Origin of the sequence: Bacillus sp. XT-2 (genome assembly GCF_025696525.1) — a bacterium.
Lineage (GTDB): Bacteria > Bacillota > Bacilli > Bacillales > Bacillaceae > Bacillus > Bacillus halotolerans.
Window position 1 is genome coordinate 112,509 of the sequence record NZ_JAHVOC010000004.1, and the last position, 17,464, is coordinate 129,972.

The 17,464-nt window shown below is 46.6% G+C and carries 18 protein-coding genes; 4 read left to right on the forward strand and 14 right to left on the reverse strand.

What is annotated here, in order from left to right:
• From KXD37_RS12575 to KXD37_RS12625, 11 genes are all read right to left on the reverse strand, one after another.
• Complete coding sequence (locus tag KXD37_RS12575; RefSeq protein ID WP_106020551.1) at positions 1-3,093, reverse strand: carbamoyl phosphate synthase large subunit; 3,093 nt, start codon at positions 3,091-3,093, stop codon at positions 1-3.
• A complete protein-coding gene (locus KXD37_RS12580; protein ID WP_044156409.1) occupies positions 3,086-4,147 on the reverse strand; it encodes a carbamoyl phosphate synthase small subunit in 1,062 nt (353 codons plus the stop codon). The genes KXD37_RS12575 and KXD37_RS12580 overlap by 8 nt, the downstream gene beginning before the upstream one ends.
• A 70-nt stretch (positions 4,148-4,217) precedes the next feature.
• Positions 4,218-5,375, reverse strand: coding sequence for an acetylornithine transaminase (locus KXD37_RS12585; protein ID WP_263463600.1), 1,158 nt, complete (start codon positions 5,373-5,375; stop codon positions 4,218-4,220).
• On the reverse strand, positions 5,372-6,148 hold the full coding sequence (argB, locus tag KXD37_RS12590; protein WP_024120896.1) for an acetylglutamate kinase: 777 nt from the start codon (positions 6,146-6,148) through the stop codon (positions 5,372-5,374). The genes KXD37_RS12585 and argB overlap by 4 nt, the downstream gene beginning before the upstream one ends.
• Before the next feature lie 14 nt (positions 6,149-6,162).
• On the reverse strand, positions 6,163-7,383 hold the full coding sequence (gene argJ / locus KXD37_RS12595) for a bifunctional ornithine acetyltransferase/N-acetylglutamate synthase (RefSeq protein WP_106020553.1): 1,221 nt from the start codon (positions 7,381-7,383) through the stop codon (positions 6,163-6,165).
• A gap of 19 nt (positions 7,384-7,402) precedes the next feature.
• Positions 7,403-8,440: an N-acetyl-gamma-glutamyl-phosphate reductase gene (argC, locus tag KXD37_RS12600; protein ID WP_106020554.1), complete on the reverse strand. Its 1,038-nt coding sequence runs from the start codon at positions 8,438-8,440 to the stop codon at positions 7,403-7,405.
• A gap of 204 nt (positions 8,441-8,644) precedes the next feature.
• The gene (locus KXD37_RS12605; protein WP_255004016.1) at positions 8,645-9,184 is read right to left on the reverse strand and encodes an MFS transporter; all 540 of its coding nucleotides are present in this window, start codon (positions 9,182-9,184) and stop codon (positions 8,645-8,647) included.
• A complete protein-coding gene (locus KXD37_RS12610) occupies positions 9,184-10,614 on the reverse strand; it encodes an FAD-dependent oxidoreductase (protein WP_106020555.1) in 1,431 nt (476 codons plus the stop codon). Before KXD37_RS12610 ends, KXD37_RS12605 begins: the two co-directional genes overlap by 1 nt.
• 61 nt (positions 10,615-10,675) lie before the next feature.
• A complete protein-coding gene (locus KXD37_RS12615) occupies positions 10,676-10,846 on the reverse strand; it encodes a YqaE/Pmp3 family membrane protein (protein ID WP_003224527.1) in 171 nt (56 codons plus the stop codon).
• A 63-nt stretch (positions 10,847-10,909) separates the two neighbouring features.
• Positions 10,910-11,218, reverse strand: coding sequence for a metal-sulfur cluster assembly factor (locus KXD37_RS12620; RefSeq protein WP_003224525.1), 309 nt, complete (start codon positions 11,216-11,218; stop codon positions 10,910-10,912).
• A gap of 63 nt (positions 11,219-11,281) precedes the next feature.
• Positions 11,282-12,049, reverse strand: coding sequence for a prolyl oligopeptidase family serine peptidase (locus KXD37_RS12625; RefSeq protein WP_024120892.1), 768 nt, complete (start codon positions 12,047-12,049; stop codon positions 11,282-11,284).
• 119 nt (positions 12,050-12,168) lie between these two features.
• On the opposite strand from KXD37_RS12625, the gene KXD37_RS12630 reads away from it, so the two are divergent.
• The 3 genes from KXD37_RS12630 to KXD37_RS12640 all read left to right on the forward strand — a co-directional run bounded on the left by KXD37_RS12630 (position 12,169) and on the right by KXD37_RS12640 (position 13,436).
• Positions 12,169-12,981, forward strand: a complete 813-nt coding sequence (locus tag KXD37_RS12630; protein ID WP_024120891.1) for a Cof-type HAD-IIB family hydrolase — start codon at positions 12,169-12,171, stop codon at positions 12,979-12,981.
• 104 nt (positions 12,982-13,085) lie between these two features.
• Positions 13,086-13,238 (forward strand): hypothetical protein, encoded by a 153-nt coding sequence (locus KXD37_RS12635; RefSeq protein ID WP_024120890.1) that lies wholly within the window; start codon positions 13,086-13,088, stop codon positions 13,236-13,238.
• The gene (locus KXD37_RS12640) at positions 13,239-13,436 is read left to right on the forward strand and encodes a DUF3813 domain-containing protein (RefSeq protein ID WP_003224518.1); all 198 of its coding nucleotides are present in this window, start codon (positions 13,239-13,241) and stop codon (positions 13,434-13,436) included.
• Between the two features lie 31 nt (positions 13,437-13,467).
• Here the strand turns inward: KXD37_RS12640 and KXD37_RS12645 are convergent, their stop codons facing one another.
• Both KXD37_RS12645 and KXD37_RS12650 read right to left on the reverse strand, forming a co-directional pair.
• The gene (locus KXD37_RS12645) at positions 13,468-13,923 is read right to left on the reverse strand and encodes a BsuPI-related putative proteinase inhibitor (RefSeq protein ID WP_309241987.1); all 456 of its coding nucleotides are present in this window, start codon (positions 13,921-13,923) and stop codon (positions 13,468-13,470) included.
• Between the two features lie 18 nt (positions 13,924-13,941).
• Complete coding sequence (locus KXD37_RS12650) at positions 13,942-14,784, reverse strand: YitT family protein (protein ID WP_024120888.1); 843 nt, start codon at positions 14,782-14,784, stop codon at positions 13,942-13,944.
• A 138-nt stretch (positions 14,785-14,922) separates the two neighbouring features.
• On the opposite strand from KXD37_RS12650, the gene KXD37_RS12655 reads away from it, so the two are divergent.
• Entirely contained in the window at positions 14,923-15,777 is an 855-nt protein-coding gene (locus KXD37_RS12655; protein ID WP_095713640.1) for a DegV family protein, read from the forward strand.
• A 42-nt stretch (positions 15,778-15,819) separates the two neighbouring features.
• Here the strand turns inward: KXD37_RS12655 and KXD37_RS12660 are convergent, their stop codons facing one another.
• Positions 15,820-17,442 carry a M4 family metallopeptidase gene (locus KXD37_RS12660; protein ID WP_255003994.1) on the reverse strand — a complete coding sequence of 541 codons (1,623 nt, stop codon included), beginning with the start codon at positions 17,440-17,442 and terminating at the stop codon, positions 15,820-15,822.
• Positions 17,443-17,464 lie beyond the last annotated feature (22 nt).

The window sequence follows — 17,464 nt, forward strand, 5'->3', positions numbered from 1 at the left end:
TCACTGTGTGCATGATGCCACTTCCTTTTTATAAAGATCTCTGAGGGAAACAGGGTGCGGACTGCCTGATCCGCTTTGCAAAAACGCCCGTACGGTTTCCTCTTCAGTAAAGACGGTAATGCCGTGTGTCATGGCTTCCAAACGCTCTTTGCGTGCTTCTTCAGAGCCATTCAAATGGATATGGAGCGCTTTTTCATCCTGTTCCATCCATGAGGCGAATGTGCCTTCATGAACCGTAAAGCCGGCGTTTTCCGCTAATGTCTTCAAATCTTCCGGTCCGTTTTGCAAATAAATGCTTCCTTTTTGATTCCAAACACGCGTGTAGATTTTTTTCAAGGCGCTGTCGGCGTCGTATGCAACACACATGCCTTCTCCTGTCGATTTCATCTCCGGTCCAAGCTTGACATCTATATCTTGAATCGCATGTGAGGAAAAGACCGGGAACTTTACAGCAACGCCGTGGTGATTTTGAACTGCCGGGTTTACATCTTTTAGAGATGCCCCCGCCAGCAGCCTTGTGGCGAGCGGAATCATCGGGACGCCCATGACTTTGCTGACGACCGGAACTGTACGGCTCGCTCTCGGGTTCACTTCAAGGACGAGAATGGTTTCGTTATCGATCACAAATTGGATGTTCATAATACCTTTAAATGAAAGCTTTTGGGCAATTTTTTGAGCAGCATCTTTTATTCCCTGCTGCAGCTTGTTTGTGACGGAAGGCCCCGGGAGAATGGCGAAGCTGTCTCCTGAGTGGACGCCCGCCCGCTCAATATGTTCGGTATATGTCGGGATAAAGACTTCTTCACCATCGGAAATCAGATCAATTTCGACTTCTTTTCCTGACACGTACTGATCAATTAAAATGGGGTACGGCATGCTGTCTTCTCCGTCCAGCAGCTGAGAAAGCGCAGCTTCCGATTCAACGATGATCATGCCCATTCCGCCAATGACATAAGAAGGACGGATTAATACCGGATAGCCGATGCCGTCTGCTTTCTCTGCAGCCTCTTCTTTTGTATAAGCAATTTCTCCTTTAGCGTGCTGCAATCCGAGTTCATCAAGAAGCTGATAAAATTGATCGCGATCCTCTAACACGTCAAGCGTTTCAAACGATGTGCCGAGAAGCGTGATTCCGGCTTTTTCGAGCGCTTCAGCAGCATTGATCGCGGTTTGGCCGCCGAACTGCACGATCGCAAAGTCAATGTTTTCCTGCTCCGCCACGTTTAATATGTGCTCCGTTGTCAGCGGTTCAAAATACAGGCGGTCCGCAATTTCATAATCTGTGCTCACGGTTTCCGGGTTGTTATTAATCATAATCGTTTCGAATCCAAGCTTTTGCAGCGTTAACACCCCATGAACAGCACTGTAATCGAATTCAACGCCCTGCCCGATGCGAATCGGTCCTGAGCCGATAATCAGCGCGCGCTTTTTCTCTTTGCGGCTGATGTCTCCATCGGTTTCTCCGAAATACGTGGAGTAAAAATAGTTGGTTTTCGCATCAAACTCAGCTGCGCAAGTATCAACAATTTTGAAGGAAGGCGTAATCCCCTTCTCTTTGCGAAGAGCGCGCACCTCTGCCTCTGTCTTGCCGATAAGCGAGGCAATCGTTGCGTCTGAAAACCCTTTTTCCTTTGCCTTTTTCAATAAATCAAAAGAAAGGTCGCTCCCCGCTTCCATGATCTGATTTTCCAGCTTGATGATATTGTTAAAGGTGTGAAGGAAAAACGGGTCGATTTTTGTTTTTGCATGGATTTCTTCTATTGATATGCTTCGGCTTAACAGCTCCATCACAACGAAAAATCTTCGATCGTCAGGTGTGATTGCCAGCTCCCAGAGCGCTTCAATTGATAAGCCGCCGAGCTCCGGCAGATGCGTGCCGACGTTTTTCAGCTCAAGGGAGGCTGCCGCCTTTTGGAGCGCCGCTTCTACATTACGTTCAATCGCCATCACTTCTCCGGTGGCTTTCATTTTTGTGCCGAGCTTGCGGTCCGCGTTTTTGAATTTATCAAACGGCCAGCGCGGAAACTTGACGATGACATAGTCCAATGCCGGTTCGAAGCTCGCATAAGTGGAGCCTGTAAGCGGGTTTTTTAATTCGTCAAGCGTGTATCCGACCGCCAATTTCGCAGCCATTTTCGCAATGGGATAACCTGTTGCTTTTGACGCGAGAGCAGATGAACGGCTCACACGCGGATTCACTTCAATGACGTAGTATTGCTTGCTGAACGGATCAAGCGCAAACTGAATGTTGCAGCCGCCTACGACATCAAGTGCCGAAATGATCGTCAGACTTGCCGTCCGGAGCATTTGATAGTCTTCATCAGTTAATGTTTGTGAAGGCGCCACTACGATCGAATCGCCTGTATGCACACCGACCGGATCGATGTTTTCCATATTACAGACGGTAATGCATGTGTTGTTGCTGTCGCGCATCACTTCATATTCAATTTCTTTAAAGCCGGCAATGCTCTTTTCTACCAGGCATTGATTGATCGGGCTAGCCAGGAGCGCTTGCCTGATCATGGCGGCAAATGCTTCTTTCGTGGGCGCGATGCCCCCGCCTTTTCCGCCTAACGTGTAAGCAGGCCGGATAATGACAGGAAAGCCGATGGATTCCGCAAAACGAAGGGCATCTGTTTCGTTATCGACAATTTCGCTTTCTGGAACTGGCTGATTCAGCTCGTTCATTAAAGAACGAAATTTTTCCCGGTCCTCTCCTTTTTGTATTGTATCAACGGATGTACCCAGAAGTTTGACGCCGTGCGCCTTTAAAATACCCGCTTCTTCAAGTTCAACCGCAAGATTCAGTGCAGTCTGCCCGCCTAAATTGGCCAGAAGTCCGTCGGGCTTTTCTTTCTTAATAATGTCTGTCAGGCTTTCTACCGTCAGCGGTTCAAAATAAATGTCATCCGCGAAAGCTTCATCGGTCATAATTGTTGCTGGGTTGTTGTTGACGAGAATAACCCGATAGCCTTCTTCCTTGAGCGCGATGCAACCTTGAGTGCCTGAATAATCAAATTCTGCCGCCTGGCCGATGATGATCGGGCCTGAGCCGATTACTAATATGCTTGAAATACTGGTGTCTTTAGGCATGGGCGATTTCTCTCCTTGCTGGTATCACATTCTTTAAATAATCATCAAAAATCCATTCGCTTTCCGCCGGCCCGGGATGGGCTTCCGGGTGGAATTGCACACTCATGACAGGCAGCTTTTTATGGGAAAGCCCTTCAACTGACGTGTCATTGACATGGTGGAATCTGATCGTCAGCTCTTCTTGATTAATCGATTTTTCATCAACCACATAGCTGTGATTTTGGCTGGTCATGAACACCCGCTTCGTTTCACGGTCGATGACCGGATGGTTTGCGCCCCTGTGTCCGAACGGCAGCTTAAACGTATTTCCGCCGAAAGCGAGCGCAATCAGCTGGTGGCCGAGACATATGCCGAGTGTCGGAAAGCGGCTGACAATGTTTTTGATTTGTTCCATATACGGTGTAATGGCTTTCGGATCTCCGGGTCCGTTGGATAACACGACACCGTCGGGCTTTATGCCGTAAACCGATTCCATTTGCTGATACGGTATAACTGTGACCTTGCAGCCTCGTTTCACGAGTGATGATGCAATTGATTTTTTATAGCCAAAGTCAATGAGAGCGATATGTTTATTCCCTTCGCCGATTGTGCTGATGTCCTGTGCGGACGCCTGTTCTGCGACGTTCTCAGGCTGCAGGGCAATCTCAGCCGCTTCTTTAGAGGCAGTGACAGACGCCCCCATCGTTCCGTTCGCGCGGATTTTTTTGACGACAGCCCTCGTATCGACATGGGACAAGAGCGGGATGTTCCATTTTTTCAGATATTCCTTAAGACTGTATACCGCTTCATGATGAGAAAAATGATCGCACGCCTCGTAAACAACCGCTGCTTTCACTTGCGGTTTTTTGCTTTCAAAGTCGTTTTCATTAATGCCGTAGTTGCCGATCAGCGGGTACGTAAATACGATAATCTGTCCTTTGTATGACGGGTCTGTCAGCACTTCCTGATAGCCCGTCATTCCTGTGAAAAACACAGCTTCGCCCGTGCAGTTTTCATGTCCGTCCAGTTCTCCGCTGAACACTGTTCCATCTTCTAATACTAAATAACCTTCCATCTAAAAGCCCACCTCTTGATGAATAATTAATTATAAAAATGAATTTTTATGCTTTCATATCGAAAAAAAATTACAAATTAACAGCGGTATGCTGAGCAATCGCTTGTTTCAGCTTACTGACGGCTTCTGTTATTTCATCCTTTGTCACGGTGAGCGGCGGCAGCAGACGAATCACGTTCGGTCCGGCCGGCAGTACGAGCAAGCCTAATGTCTGCAATTCAGCAATGATGTCTGCAACCGGCCCATCACACTCAATTCCAAGCATTAATCCTTTGCCGCGGATTTGCCTCACAAAAGGACTCTTCAGTTCAGCCTCCAGCTGTTCTTTCAAAAACGCACCCTTATCAGCAGCCTCTTGCAGAAATTCAGGCTGGAATACAACCTGCAATGTTGCATTGACGGCGGCCATCGCCAGCATATTCCCTCCGAAAGTCGTTCCGTGAGATCCAGGAGTAAACGCTGCTCCCAGCTCTTTCTTGCCGATTACCGCACCGACTGGAAAACCGTTCCCTAATCCTTTTGCAGCTGTGATGATATCAGGTGAGAGGCCGAAGTGTTCGTATGCGAAGCCTTTTCCTGTCCGTCCAATACCGGTCTGAATTTCATCTACGATCAGAAGCGCCTGCTTTTCCTTGCAAAACGACTGTACGGCTGTTAAAAATTCTGCACTGGCCGGATTGACTCCGCCTTCTCCCTGTACGGTCTCAAGCATTACCGCGGCTATGCCGTCTTCCTCCCCAAGAGCATCAAAAGCGTCAGGATCATTGTACGGGAGGTAGTGAAAGCCTTCCAGCATCGGGCCGAAGCCTGTTTTGATTTTATCCTGTCCGGTAGCTGCCATCCCTGCATAAGTGCGGCCGTGGAATGATTGAAGAAATGTGATGATTTTCGTTTTTCCAGTTGCTTTTCGCGCCAGCTTAATCGCGCCTTCATTCGCTTCCGCTCCGCTGTTGCAGAAAAAAACGAGATCTCCGGCACTGTTTGCTGCTAACTGCTGTGCCGCTTGCTCCTGAAGACTGTTTTCAAACAGATTGGATACGTGCCATACGCTGTCGAGCTGTTTTTTGACCGCTTCTGTGACCGCTTGATGGCAGTGACCTAGGTTGGAAACCGCAATCCCTTGAATGAAATCGAGGTATGTTTTGCCGTTTTGATCCTCAACGCAAGTTCCCTTCGCTTTCTTTATCTCAATGTTCCACCGTCCGTAGGTTTGAAACAAGCTGCTCATGAAACAGCCTCCTTTGCTTTGACGATTTTTGTTCCTTGAAATGTTTGATTTGAGAAAAACGATCCTTTTCCATTTACGATCATCACTTCTGATACCTGGTCCGATAATGCTGACAAGGCTGAATTGACCTTTGGTATCATCCCGCCTGTGATCACTTCCTGTTTAATGAGAGTCTGAATTTCCTCAGGGGTCAGGATGTCGAGACGCTGTTTTTCCTTCATAATTCCTTCCACGTCTGTGACGAACATCAGCTTATCGGCTTTCAGCGCCCCGGCGACTGCCGAAGCAGCAAGATCAGCATTAACATTCAGTGTTTTGTAATCGCTCGTCAAGGACAGGGGCGCGATTACCGGGATAATGCCTTCATCCATCAGCGCGTTTACCATAGAGGCATTAACCTTTTTAATTTCTCCGACTTCCCCGTATGTGTCCGGATCAAGATAGTCTGCTTCGAGAAGGCCTCCATCCTTGCCGGACACTCCCGCAGCCCGGAGCCCGTGTTTTGCAAGCTCGGCAACGAAAAATTTATTCACTGAGCCGGACAGTACCATTTCAGCGACTTCCAATACCGGTTTGGTTGTTTTCCGCTGTCCGCCTGCAAATTCTGTTTTGATGTTTAACCGTTTCAGCATATGTGTGATTTCCGGTCCGCCGCCGTGCACGATTGCCAATTTCCATCCTGACTCCATCAATTCTTTCAGGTTTTGAAAAAATTCTTCCGACAGCTCACGGATGACACTTCCCCCGCATTTAAAAACGATTGTTTTCTTCATTGTGCTCCCCTTTATTACGTGCGATAGCTCGCATTAATTTTGATATAATCATAGGTCAGATCACAGCCCCATGCTCTTCCGTTCCCGTCTCCTTCATGCATCTTGATGACAATGGCAATCTCGTCTCCTTCAAGATATTCTTTCGCGAGAGATTCAGAGAATGGCTGAGGCTCGTTGTTTTTAAACAGGCATTGGCCCCCGAGATAAACCTCTACTTCTTCAGCCTTCACCTGAGCCGCGCTGTGCCCGATAGCCCCGATAATGCGCCCCCAGTTCGCGTCTGTTCCGTATACAGCGGTTTTTACGAGGTTCGACCCGACAATTTTCTTGGCAATTACGTTTGCATCAAGATTGTTTTTCGCCCCTTTTACTTGGGCTTCGATTAGTTTTGTCGCGCCTTCTCCGTCTCTGGCAATCTCCTTAGCCAAATCTTCGCAAGCCATAAGAAGCGCTTTTTTAAAGAGCGGCCAGTCTTTATGATCTTCCGTAAGGCACTCATTTTCCGCGCAGCCATTTGCCATGACCAATACCATGTCATTGGTGGAGGTTTCTCCGTCAACTGTAATTTGATTAAAAGAGACGTCAGTGATGTCGCGGAGCGCTTTTTGCAGCGTTTTTTCTTCGATTGCCGCGTCTGTTGTCACAAACCCCAGCATCGTTGCCATGTTTGGGTGAATCATTCCGGAGCCTTTAGCCGCTCCGCCGATGGTGACTTTTTGACCGCCGATTGTCAGTTCATAGCACGTTTGCTTGATGACGGTATCTGTCGTTAAAATCGCTTCCTCGAAATCTCCAGATCCCGCAGGCGTTTCTTTCAAAAGCTCGATGCCGGTCTGAATGTTTTCCATATTTAAATGTTCGCCGATGACACCAGTTGAAGAAACGGCGACAAGCTCCGGCTCAATGCCCAGCTGTAAAGCGAGGCTCTCCCGCATTTTGTATGCATCCTCTAAGCCCTGTTCCCCTGTACAAGCATTGGCAATGGCGCTGTTGACAATGACTGCTTTCAGAGCTGATCCATGCTTTAAGCTGTCCTGTGTGACTTTAATCGGAGCCGCCTGAAAGTGGCTTTGCGTATAAACTGCCGCGCTCACTGCCGGTGTCTCGCTGATGATGACGCCAAGGTCTTTTTTCGAGTAGCGCAGCCCGCAATGCACGCCCTTTGCCTGAAATCCTTTTGGCGAGGATACATCGCCTTTTACTTTCACTATTTGATCTTCACTCAACTGAATCATGGTTCGATTCTCTCCTGTTCTATGGATAAATTGGTGTCATGGTAAGACCTGTCTCTTCGTTCCAGCCATTCATGATATTGAAATTTTGTACTGCCTGCCCAGCGGCACCCTTCATCAGATTATCAATTACCGATACGATCGTGACCCTGTTCGTTCTTTCGTCGAGGGTAACGGATACATCGCAGAAATTGCTGCCGAACACTTCCTTCGTTTGCGGGTAATGACCCTTTGGCCTCACTCTCACAAAATATGAATCTTGGTAAAATTCCGAATATAAATCGTGCAGATCTTCTGCAGATAGGTCAGATGTTAATTGCGTATACATTGTCGCCATGATTCCCCTTGTCATCGGAACCAAGTGAGCAGAAAATGTAATAGCCTTCAACTCTGGCTGCCATTCTTTTAAAGTCTGTTCAATCTCAGGGGTGTGCTGATGTTCATTTACTTTATAAATTTTAAAATTGTCGTTAAGCTCAGAAAAATGGGTTCCCATGGATGCTTTCCTCCCCGCACCGGAAACACCTGTTTTCGCATCAACGATAACGAACGATTCATCAAGCAGCTTTTTTTGAGCCAGAGGCGCGAGGCCTAGCAGTACAGCCGTCGGGAAACACCCCGGATTGGCGATGAGCTTCGCCTGCTGAATGTTCCTTTGATTCAGCTCCGAAAGACCGTAAACTGCCTCTTGAATTGTTTCTTTTGGTGCCGCTGTCCGTTTATACCACTTTTCATATACAGCAGGCTCTTGGATCCTCAGATCACCTGACAGATCAATAACCGAAATTCCCGCCTCTGCAAGCTGCGGAGTCAGTTCACTTGATACTCCCGGGGGCGCAGCAAGAAACATGACATCGATTTCCTGTTTGATTGTATTCATATCAATGGGCTTCAGCCTCTGCTCAGCCAAGCCGGTAAGATGAGGGTAAGCATTACTATAGACATTTCCTTCCCCGCTGGATGAATAAAGTATACATTCTTCTGTATGAGGATGATGTGTAAGAATCCTGACAAGTTCGGCGCCTCCATAACCCGTAGCGCCTACAATTCCTATTTTCAAAACGAATTCACCTTCTTGGTCTTTGTGAAATTATTTAACATTATAACATGAATAAAAATTAATTCAATCGTATATTTAATATTTTTATTCATTTATAAATTTTCTGTTCAATAAAAAAACCGGCTCTTAAAAAGCAGGCAGATACCGCTTCAAGTTGTTGGTACGGCGCCATTTGCAGCTGTATAAAAAAACAGGCTGACCGTGTCAGCCTGTTTTCATCATCATCAATCCGCTCAGAAAATATAGAATAGAGCTTGTATAAAAAATCATTTGCACCGTAAAAAAGTCGGCGAGAAAACCGCCGAGCATAATGGCAGATGCTGAAAAAACAGCGGTCCAAAAATGATAATTCCCAATCTTTTTTCCGCGTTCCCCGGTGTCTGTAAAGTCGGCGATTAATACTTTTTCTCCGTGTTTTTGCATCGCCCCAAAGAGACCTAACAGCACTTGCACGATGTACACTTGAAGAACGCTGTTAACATGCGGGACATACAAAAGCAGAACCGCCATGCCCCATGAGTTCGCAAGCAGATAATAGCGGCTGTCGATCCTTTCAGAAAGCCGGCCGAGGAGCGGGTAAATGAGCGCTCCGCTCAGTCCGAATAATCCGTAGGAAAACCCGAACTGCGTGTAGCTTGAGCCGATATTCTTCACAAACAGAATATAAAACGGAAAGATTAAACTGCTTGCGAAAAACACGCTACTTTGTGAAAGTGTCAGCCATTTTAATTTGTTTTTCCCCATTATTTATACCTCTGATAAAAGTAATTCATAAACCGCTCATCCGGATCATACGTCTTTTTTTTCTGAAAAAACGCTTCGCTTTTCGGATACGCCTGTCTCATTTGCGCTTTTGTCTGATATGTCATATACGGCAGATAATAGCTTCCTCCGTGTTTGAGCGCAACGTCTGTCATGCGCCTGATGATCTTGGCAGCGTCAGCCTGGTCTTCTTTTGAAAAGCCCTCGTTGATTAAAAGCACGAGCGAAAACATATCATCCTTCGCATAAGACAGGTCAGCTTTTTCGTTTTTTTGCACATACCGGATCGTGATATTAAGCAGATTCAGGTCTTCGTGTGACAGCGTTTGTCTCAGGTCATCAATATAGGAAGCGTACTCCTTCACCGGCACAAAGTATTCCTGCAGCACGTCTGTATTTTCATTATTTTCGTATTCGAGAAATTTTGATTCTGACCGCATGACGTTATTGCGTGAGATCTTTGTTCCATTTTGGCTTAGAAAATAGGATTGCTGGGTATTCCACAGCCAGTTTCTGCCCCACCCGTACCTTCTTGACAGGCCGAGCGCGAATTTCGTCACCTGTGTATGCTCATCCTCTTTGAGATCGCTGTAAGATGTCAGCTGATCCTGCTCGTCTGATAATACGTAATTTGTGACATACATGTCTTTCAGAAATCCCTTTTCTGCTGTTGAGATGCGAGCGAGGTGCATACGGACACCGGGATTGCCTTTGACATGCTTTGTAAAATAGTCAGCGTATGTACTGTAGTTCATTTTTTCCGTCTGCATGACGTACAGCTCGTCATCCGTTAATTCAAGCTCAGCATCGAGAATCACGCCAAAAAGACCGTACCCGCCGATGACTGCTGAAAATAAGTCATCTTTTGGAGTGACAGTGACAATTGTGCCGTCGGCTTTTAAAAGACGGAATGATTTGACTGTATCAATCAGCGATCCATAGCGGATATCACGCCCGTGGGCATTGGCGCTGAGAGATCCTCCGATTGTAAAAATATTTTGTGACTGCATGACTTTTACCGCAAGCCCGTATGGATTTACGTATTTCTGTATGTCATTCCACGTCGCCCCGCTTTGGACCCTGATGGTTTTTTTCTCTTTATCGAAAGCGAGGATTTTGTTGTAGCCTGTCATGTCCAGAACGATGCCGTCCTCGTAATATGTATGGCCGCCCATCGAATGCTGGGTTCCGGCTATTGAGATTTTTATGTTTTTTCGATTGGCCTCTTTGACTGTGTCAATGAGGTTATTTTCTTCCTGCCCTTTCACCGTCTGCTTAATTTTCACCGGCATCAAGCGGCTGACATCGGTCATCTCGCTGGAGCCGCTTTTTTGCTCTGAGTGAACAGAGTACGCAAACAGGGCCGCATACGCACCGGTGCACAGCGCGAATGCAAGCAATTTCTTTTTCATGGCGCTCTCCCTGCTGTTTTTTATGGCCATTATACCATGTTTGCGTCCTCTTTTTTCCAGATTATCGTCTTGCCCGTTTTTCAGCGCGGCGGTCAGCCACGATAAAACAAGCGTGAATGGCGCCCGGCAGCCAAAAGATGCATGTCAATATGAGATTGAGCAGGGCCTGAAACGGCTTTCCCGTAAACAAAACAGCAAGCGGCGGACATAGAACGGCAAGCAGGTACATCATTTTGCTTCACTCCTTTTCAGCTGTAAAAAGGACAGCCTCACAGTAAGGCTGTCCTCTTTTGTTTTATTGTATGCCAAGCGCGATTTTTGCATATCTTGACATTTTGTCCCGAGTCCACGGCGGATTCCACACAATGTGAACTTCCGTCTCTTTCACTTCCGGAATGTCCGCAAGCGCTTTTTTCACTTCATCCACAATTATCGGTGCTAAAGGGCATCCCATTGACGTCAGTGTCATTGTGACGTGCGTTAAGCCGTCTTCATCCATATCAACATCGTATACTAACCCGAGGTTTACGATATCAACGCCAAGCTCAGGGTCGACAACCTGTTCCAGGGCGCCCATAATGTTTTCTTTTAATGCTTCTTCCACGTTCCCTCACTCCTTTTTTCTACAGTATAACGTAAATCCGGCCTGTGTTTACACCTTTGTGCTTTATAAATGCGTTTCAAACCATTCAACGGTTTTTAACACAGCGGCCCGCGGCACTTTGTGATCGGCTCTTTCATCCGCAATGAACTGGAGATGTTCCGGCTGCTCGCTGTAATAAGATTTAATCGTGTCATAAAATTTCCGGGTCGGCGCGTAAGGCACGACTTGATCTTTAACACCATGCCAAAATAAAAGCGGGCGCTGGCGAAGTTTCTCCGGCTGAAGGCTGAGATCCAGCACTTTAAGGCGCTCCATGAGCTCCCGCACCCTTTCCTCCGGCACATCGATATCGATGCCCTGAGATTTGATGTGGTCGATCTGCTGCTGAAACAGCTCGACATAATTCGGGCTTCCCATCAGGCTGACGCCGGCTTGTACCCAGTCATAAACCGTTAAGGCGCCAAGCGTTGTAATGCCGCCCATTGATGTACCCGCAAGCCCGATACGGCCGCCTTCTATCAGGCCTTCCTTCTCAAAATGGTTCTTGAGTACTTCAAGCTCTTCAATCTCGTTTAGCACGATGTCCCAGAAATGGCCGGCCAGCTTTTCAACAGCCATTTGCTCTCCCCGTTCACCATGGTGCAGAGCCTCCGGCAGAACGGCTCTAAAGCCCTTCTCCGCAAGCAGATAAGCAATATGAAGGTTGTGTTCCTTTGCGCTTGCAAAGCCATGTATAAAGAAAACAAGAGGAACAGCACGGTGCCGGTTCTCTTCTTTTACAATATGTAAAAACGGAATGCCGGAAACGGTCTGATTTTCAATTTGAATCACAATGTCCCCTCCTTAGGATAACCATAATCATAAGTGTAACATGTAGACAATAAAGATGGTAAAAAGCTACACTGTCATTAAGGCAACTCGCGTAAAATCTTAGGTTAAAGGAGCTTTTCATGGAGACAAAACCCTATGTAATCGCATTAGATTTAGATGGAACATTATTAAAGGACGATAAAACAATATCAGAAAACACCCTTCAAACGATACAGCGCCTAAAAAATGATGGACATTACGTCTGCATCTCCACCGGCCGGCCGTACCGTTCAAGTTCCATGTACTATGAGCAGATGAATCTGACAACGCCGATCGTCAATTTCAATGGAGCGTTTGTCCACCATCCGCAAGATGACAGCTGGGGACGGTATCATACCTCACTGCCGCTTCAAGTTGTCAAACAGCTTGTGGATATCAGTGAGACCTACAACGTACATAATATACTTGCTGAAGTCATCGATGATGTGTACTTCCATTATCATGATGAGCATCTGATTGATGCCTTTAACATGAACACAACAAATGTCACCGTCGGCGATTTGCGCGAAAATCTCGGTGAGGATGTCACCTCAGTGCTCATCCATGCGAAAGAGGAAGATGTTTCTTCCATACGCGCTTATTTAACAGATGTGCACGCCGAGGTGATCGATCACAGAAGATGGGCAGCCCCGTGGCATGTGATTGAGATTATTAAAAGCGGCATGAACAAAGCGATTGGCTTGCAGAAAATCAGCGATTACTACGGCGTGCCGCGAGAACGGATCATCGCTTTTGGCGATGAAGATAACGACCTAGAAATGCTCGAATTTGCAGGATGCGGCGTCGCCATGGGAAATGGAATTGACGCAGTCAAGCAGATCGCTGACAAAACGACGGGTTCCAATGAAGAAGATGGGGTCGCCCAATTTTTGAAAGAATATTTCTCAATATAAAGAGCGGAGTGTTTTAATTTTTCCCACTTATAAACCTTTACCCGCCCCAGCATACTATGGGAGACGACTCATCTCGTCAAAGTATGGAAGGGGGCAGTCTCACAATGGGTAAACGAAGCAAATCCAAAAGGTTTATTCAGCAGGGTAAAGACTCCATCGGGCAACACGCCGCAAGATTTCCATATCGGTCTACTTTAGAAGAAGCTCACCAGCATGCCGCGGCACGAGACTCGGCTGAAAGGCAGTATGAATATTAAATGAGAAACGAACTGTTTCAGCAGGCGAAATCATTTGTTCAACAGGCTGTCATGGTGACAAACGGCTTTGAGGAAGGCGATCAGGAGCAAGCGATTCTGAGGGCCAAAAATGCTGTGTCTTCTGCGTATGCCAATTCGACAGATGCGGAACGTCAACAGCTTCATCAATTTCAAGATCAACTGGATAAATTGCAATAAAAAAAGGGCTATGGCGATTCGCCATAGCCTATTATTTGACCTCAAACTGCTGAACAGCCTGGACCTGCTTAAGATTCTCCGCTCTGCCCTTAAACGTCACCTTCACCTCGTATGTTCCCGGCTCCGGTACTTCCTTCCATTCATCAGTGAAATCATAGGTTTCTCCCGGTTCAAGCGTCAGGTTTTGAAAAGCCTGTGTAAACATTTTGTCTTTCGAATAACGGTATCTTTCTTTGTGTTCTGAATCGTACACGACAAGTTCAAATTTTTGTCCCGTGCTGAATTGAAACTCCACACTGCGTTCGCTTTGGTTCTTCAGTGACATGTTAAACTTGATTTGTTCAGGCTCCTGAATTGCGTCAACAGATAAAACAACCTCTTGATTCTCCATTCCGCCTGATACCTCCTTATCGGGTTCTATCCGCTCATTTTTCCCGCAGCCCATTAAAAGCACCACAGGCAAGAGCATCACAAGCAGCCGTTTCACGACTTCCACCTGCTTTCGTCAGTCTTTTCTAAAGAAACCAAAAATCCCGGTCGTTTGGACAATGTTTGTAAATGCTTTCGGGTCCACTTCTTTTACGATTTTTTCTAAATCGTACAATTCATACCTCGTGATGACGATAATCATCATTTCTTTCTGCTCGTTTGTAAAAGCTCCTTTGGCTGGGACAGTCGTTATGCCCCGCACCATTTTTCCATAAATGGCTTCTTTGATTTCGTCCGCTTTTTTCGTCACAATCATTGCTGTCAGCTTCATGTGCCGGGTATGAATCGCGTCGATCACCCTCGTTGTCACATACAAAGTAACAAGGGTATATAAAGCTTTCTCCCAACCTTGCAATAATCCTGCCGTCAGAATGATAATCCCGTTCAGAATAAAGAAATACGTGCCGACGGGTTTATCCTTCCACTTGGCCAGCACCATAGCGACGATATCAAGGCCGCCTGTCGAAGCGCCGTACTTTAATGTTAAACCGATTCCGACCGCGGAAATCACGCCGCCGAATACCGCGTTCAGCAGGATGTCATGAGACAGTCTCATTTCCGGCAGGATTCCCATAAACAATGTGGTCAGTGCGACACTCAAAATGCTGTACACCGTAAACGATCTGCCGACCTTCAGCCATCCTAAAATACCGACCGGAATATTTAAGAGGAACAAGAGCGTTCCCGTCGATATGTAGAAAGGGGCATATTGGTCAACGACGCTTGATAAAAGCTGGGCGACACCCGTGAATCCGCTGGCATATACATCTGCCGGAATCAGAAATAAGTTCAGCCCGGCCGCATTAAGTAAGGCCCCGATGATGACGATGAGTAATTTTTTTGTTTGATCTAGTACCATGGCATGTTCCTCCGCTCATTCTTCTTTATTATGTTTTCCCTTAAAACAAATATTTGAACACGATTTTGACAAATTAATATGATATAGTTGGCTTAAATCACATGATGACGAGCGATAAACGGAAAGAAGGGAAGCAAAATGACAGTTCATCTCATCGCTGACAGCGCCGCTGATCTGCCTCGTTCTTATTTTGAGGAAAACGGCATTGGCTTTATCCCGCTTAGGGTTTCTCTCGGCGACAAAGAATATGAAGATGCAGTCACGATTCATTCGGAACAAATATTTGAAGCGATGCAAAATGGGGAAGCGCCAAAGACGTCCCAAGCCTCACCGCAAACAATTAAAAATGTATTTTTGCAATATGCCAAAACAGGAGAGCCCGCACTTTACATCGCTTTTTCCTCAGGACTCTCCGGCACCTATCAGACAGCCGTCATGATCGCCAATGAAGTGAAGGAAGAATTCCCCGATTTTGATTTGCGGGTGATTGATTCCAAATGCGCTTCATTAGGCTGCGGTCTGGCCGTCCGGCATGCACGCGAACTCTGTATCAACGGAAATACAATACAAGAAATTGAAACGTCTGTAAAGAGCTTTTGCGCACAGCTTGAGCACATTTTTACAGTCGATGATTTAACGTACCTCGCCCGGGGCGGCCGAATTTCAAAAACGTCCGCTTTTGTCGGCGGTCTGCTTAATATTAAACCGCTTCTTCATATGGAGGACGGCAAGCTTGTGCCTCTTGAAAAAATCCGCGGACAGAAAAAGCTGTTCAAACGGATTATTGAATTAATGAAAGAGCGAGGAGACAATTGGAGCGATCAAACCGTCGGGATCAGCTATGCCGCTAACGAAGGAACAGCCAATGAAATGAAACACTTGATCGAAGACGCGTTCAAGCCGAAAGACATCATCATGCACTCCATCGGCTCTGCTGTCGGATCCCATTCCGGGCCGGGCACACTGGCCATATTTTTTCTGGGTAGATCATAATAAAACAGCCAGGCTAAAAAAGCCCTGGCTGTTTTTTCATTTTTATTGAATTCCGACTGCGTCATATGCCTTTTCGACAGAAGCTGATTGCTTCGAGTCTTCACCGTATAAATCATTGGCAGCTTCGATTGCCGCTTGCTTCATCATGCTGAAGTCTGAAGAAGGCGTTACATAATATGTCAAAGCCCGGTAATAAATTTGCTCACAAGCTTCACGCCCGATCCCCTCAACCCGCACATCATGGTGCACGCCGCCTTCTGCGAGAAGATATGCCGCTTTATTGTGGATCGACGAATTAATATGCACCCCGCCGTAATCCTCTGTGCCCGTATAACGGTTTGAATAATGATCCGGATTCCCCTGCTTGGAAGGGTCCTCTAATGAACGTAAAGCATCCCCGCGTACATCCGGCGTATATACATCCTCGCCGATTTCCCAGTCATCCCGGTCTGTCATCGCCGCCATAATATCAGAAATGGATTCGTTTAACGCGCCGGGTTCTCCCTGATATAAAAGGCCGGCGGAATACTGGGTGACCGCGTGTGTCATTTCATGCGCCACAATGTCGAGCGATCCGGACAGCGGCTTAAACTTAGCGCCGTCACCATCCCCGTACACCATCTGCACACCGTTCCACGCCGCATTGTTCCACTGTGTTCCCACATGTACGGTAGACGTGATTCTCGCTCCGTTTTGATCAAAAGAATGGCGGCCGAACGTGCGGCTGTAATAGTCGTAAACGGTTTGTGCGTTTGCATGGGCATCTACAGCCGCCGGGTCATGAAATACGGACGTGCCGCTGACCACTTCACTGCCTGTATACCCGATCAATTGAGACAAAAGGGTAAACAAGGTTTCGTTCAGGTTCTTTGCGTCAAAAGTATTTATCCCTTTTCCCCTTGTTTCGTCAGCCAAATAATAACGCCCATTCTGTTCAGTTACTTCAAAGCTTTTTTCTTCGCCTGATACGCCGATCCCTGTACCGGCTGCTTCATGAATGGCATTAAAAGAATCGATGACCTTTCCGCTTTTGGCATGAATGAAATAATGCCAATAACCAGGCTCAGGTTCAGACGTCGAAAGTCTTACAAGGTAGGCAAGATCATATGCGCCTTCGTGCGGATAAATATATAATTCGGCTTTCGGTTCTCCGTCAACATACTCGATTTTTCCAATGGAGGCCTCAAGCGCACGGCGCGCTGTATGTATGGCTTTTTTCTTAGATACAGACGGTGTGACAGATATGTCATTTATTTGCGGGTGCACCTTCCCGAAGAAACTTTTCACTTGTTTGTTTTCCTTCATCGCGACCGCCTGTCCAAAGCCGTAAACAGGAATCCCTTTATACACTTCCTCTAATTTAAAAAATGTTTGTTTTGTCTTTGAATCCTTTATTGTTTTTGAAATGCGAAAATGTCTGTTCGCGTTTCCTTTGAGCTTAAAATGGGTTTGTTGCTTGTCCAGATATGAAAATAGCGCTTCTTTCTGCGTTAGGTTCTGAGCTGGCTGCCATGATGGCTGTGATTTTTCGATGATGTATGAAGGGGTTTGATACGTATGGTCGTATTTGATGCTTTGATCTGCTGAGGCATTTGATGCAAAAACACATTGAGCCGCCGTGCATAAGCCGGCCATAAACAGAGATGTTTTGAACAGTGTACGCAAAACACCACATCCTTCCTGTTTT

Bases quoted from the DNA above. Each gene is read 5' to 3' on its own strand.
- KXD37_RS12575 (WP_106020551.1), bottom strand. From the start codon at position 3,093: ATGCCTAAAGACACCAGTATTTCAAGCATATTAGTAATCGGCTCAGGC.
- KXD37_RS12580 (WP_044156409.1), bottom strand. From the start codon at position 4,147: ATGGAAGGTTATTTAGTATTAGAAGATGGAACAGTGTTCAGCGGAGAA.
- KXD37_RS12585 (WP_263463600.1), bottom strand. From the start codon at position 5,375: ATGAGCAGCTTGTTTCAAACCTACGGACGGTGGAACATTGAGATAAAG.
- argB (WP_024120896.1), bottom strand. From the start codon at position 6,148: ATGAAGAAAACAATCGTTTTTAAATGCGGGGGAAGTGTCATCCGTGAG.
- argJ (WP_106020553.1), bottom strand. From the start codon at position 7,383: ATGATTCAGTTGAGTGAAGATCAAATAGTGAAAGTAAAAGGCGATGTA.
- KXD37_RS12605 (WP_255004016.1), bottom strand. From the start codon at position 9,184: ATGGGGAAAAACAAATTAAAATGGCTGACACTTTCACAAAGTAGCGTG.
- KXD37_RS12610 (WP_106020555.1), bottom strand. From the start codon at position 10,614: ATGAAAAAGAAATTGCTTGCATTCGCGCTGTGCACCGGTGCGTATGCG.
- KXD37_RS12615 (WP_003224527.1), bottom strand. From the start codon at position 10,846: ATGATGTACCTGCTTGCCGTTCTATGTCCGCCGCTTGCTGTTTTGTTT.
- KXD37_RS12630 (WP_024120891.1), top strand. From the start codon at position 12,169: ATGGAGACAAAACCCTATGTAATCGCATTAGATTTAGATGGAACATTA.
- KXD37_RS12635 (WP_024120890.1), top strand. From the start codon at position 13,086: ATGGGTAAACGAAGCAAATCCAAAAGGTTTATTCAGCAGGGTAAAGAC.
- KXD37_RS12640 (WP_003224518.1), top strand. From the start codon at position 13,239: ATGAGAAACGAACTGTTTCAGCAGGCGAAATCATTTGTTCAACAGGCT.
- KXD37_RS12650 (WP_024120888.1), bottom strand. From the start codon at position 14,784: ATGGTACTAGATCAAACAAAAAAATTACTCATCGTCATCATCGGGGCC.
- KXD37_RS12655 (WP_095713640.1), top strand. From the start codon at position 14,923: ATGACAGTTCATCTCATCGCTGACAGCGCCGCTGATCTGCCTCGTTCT.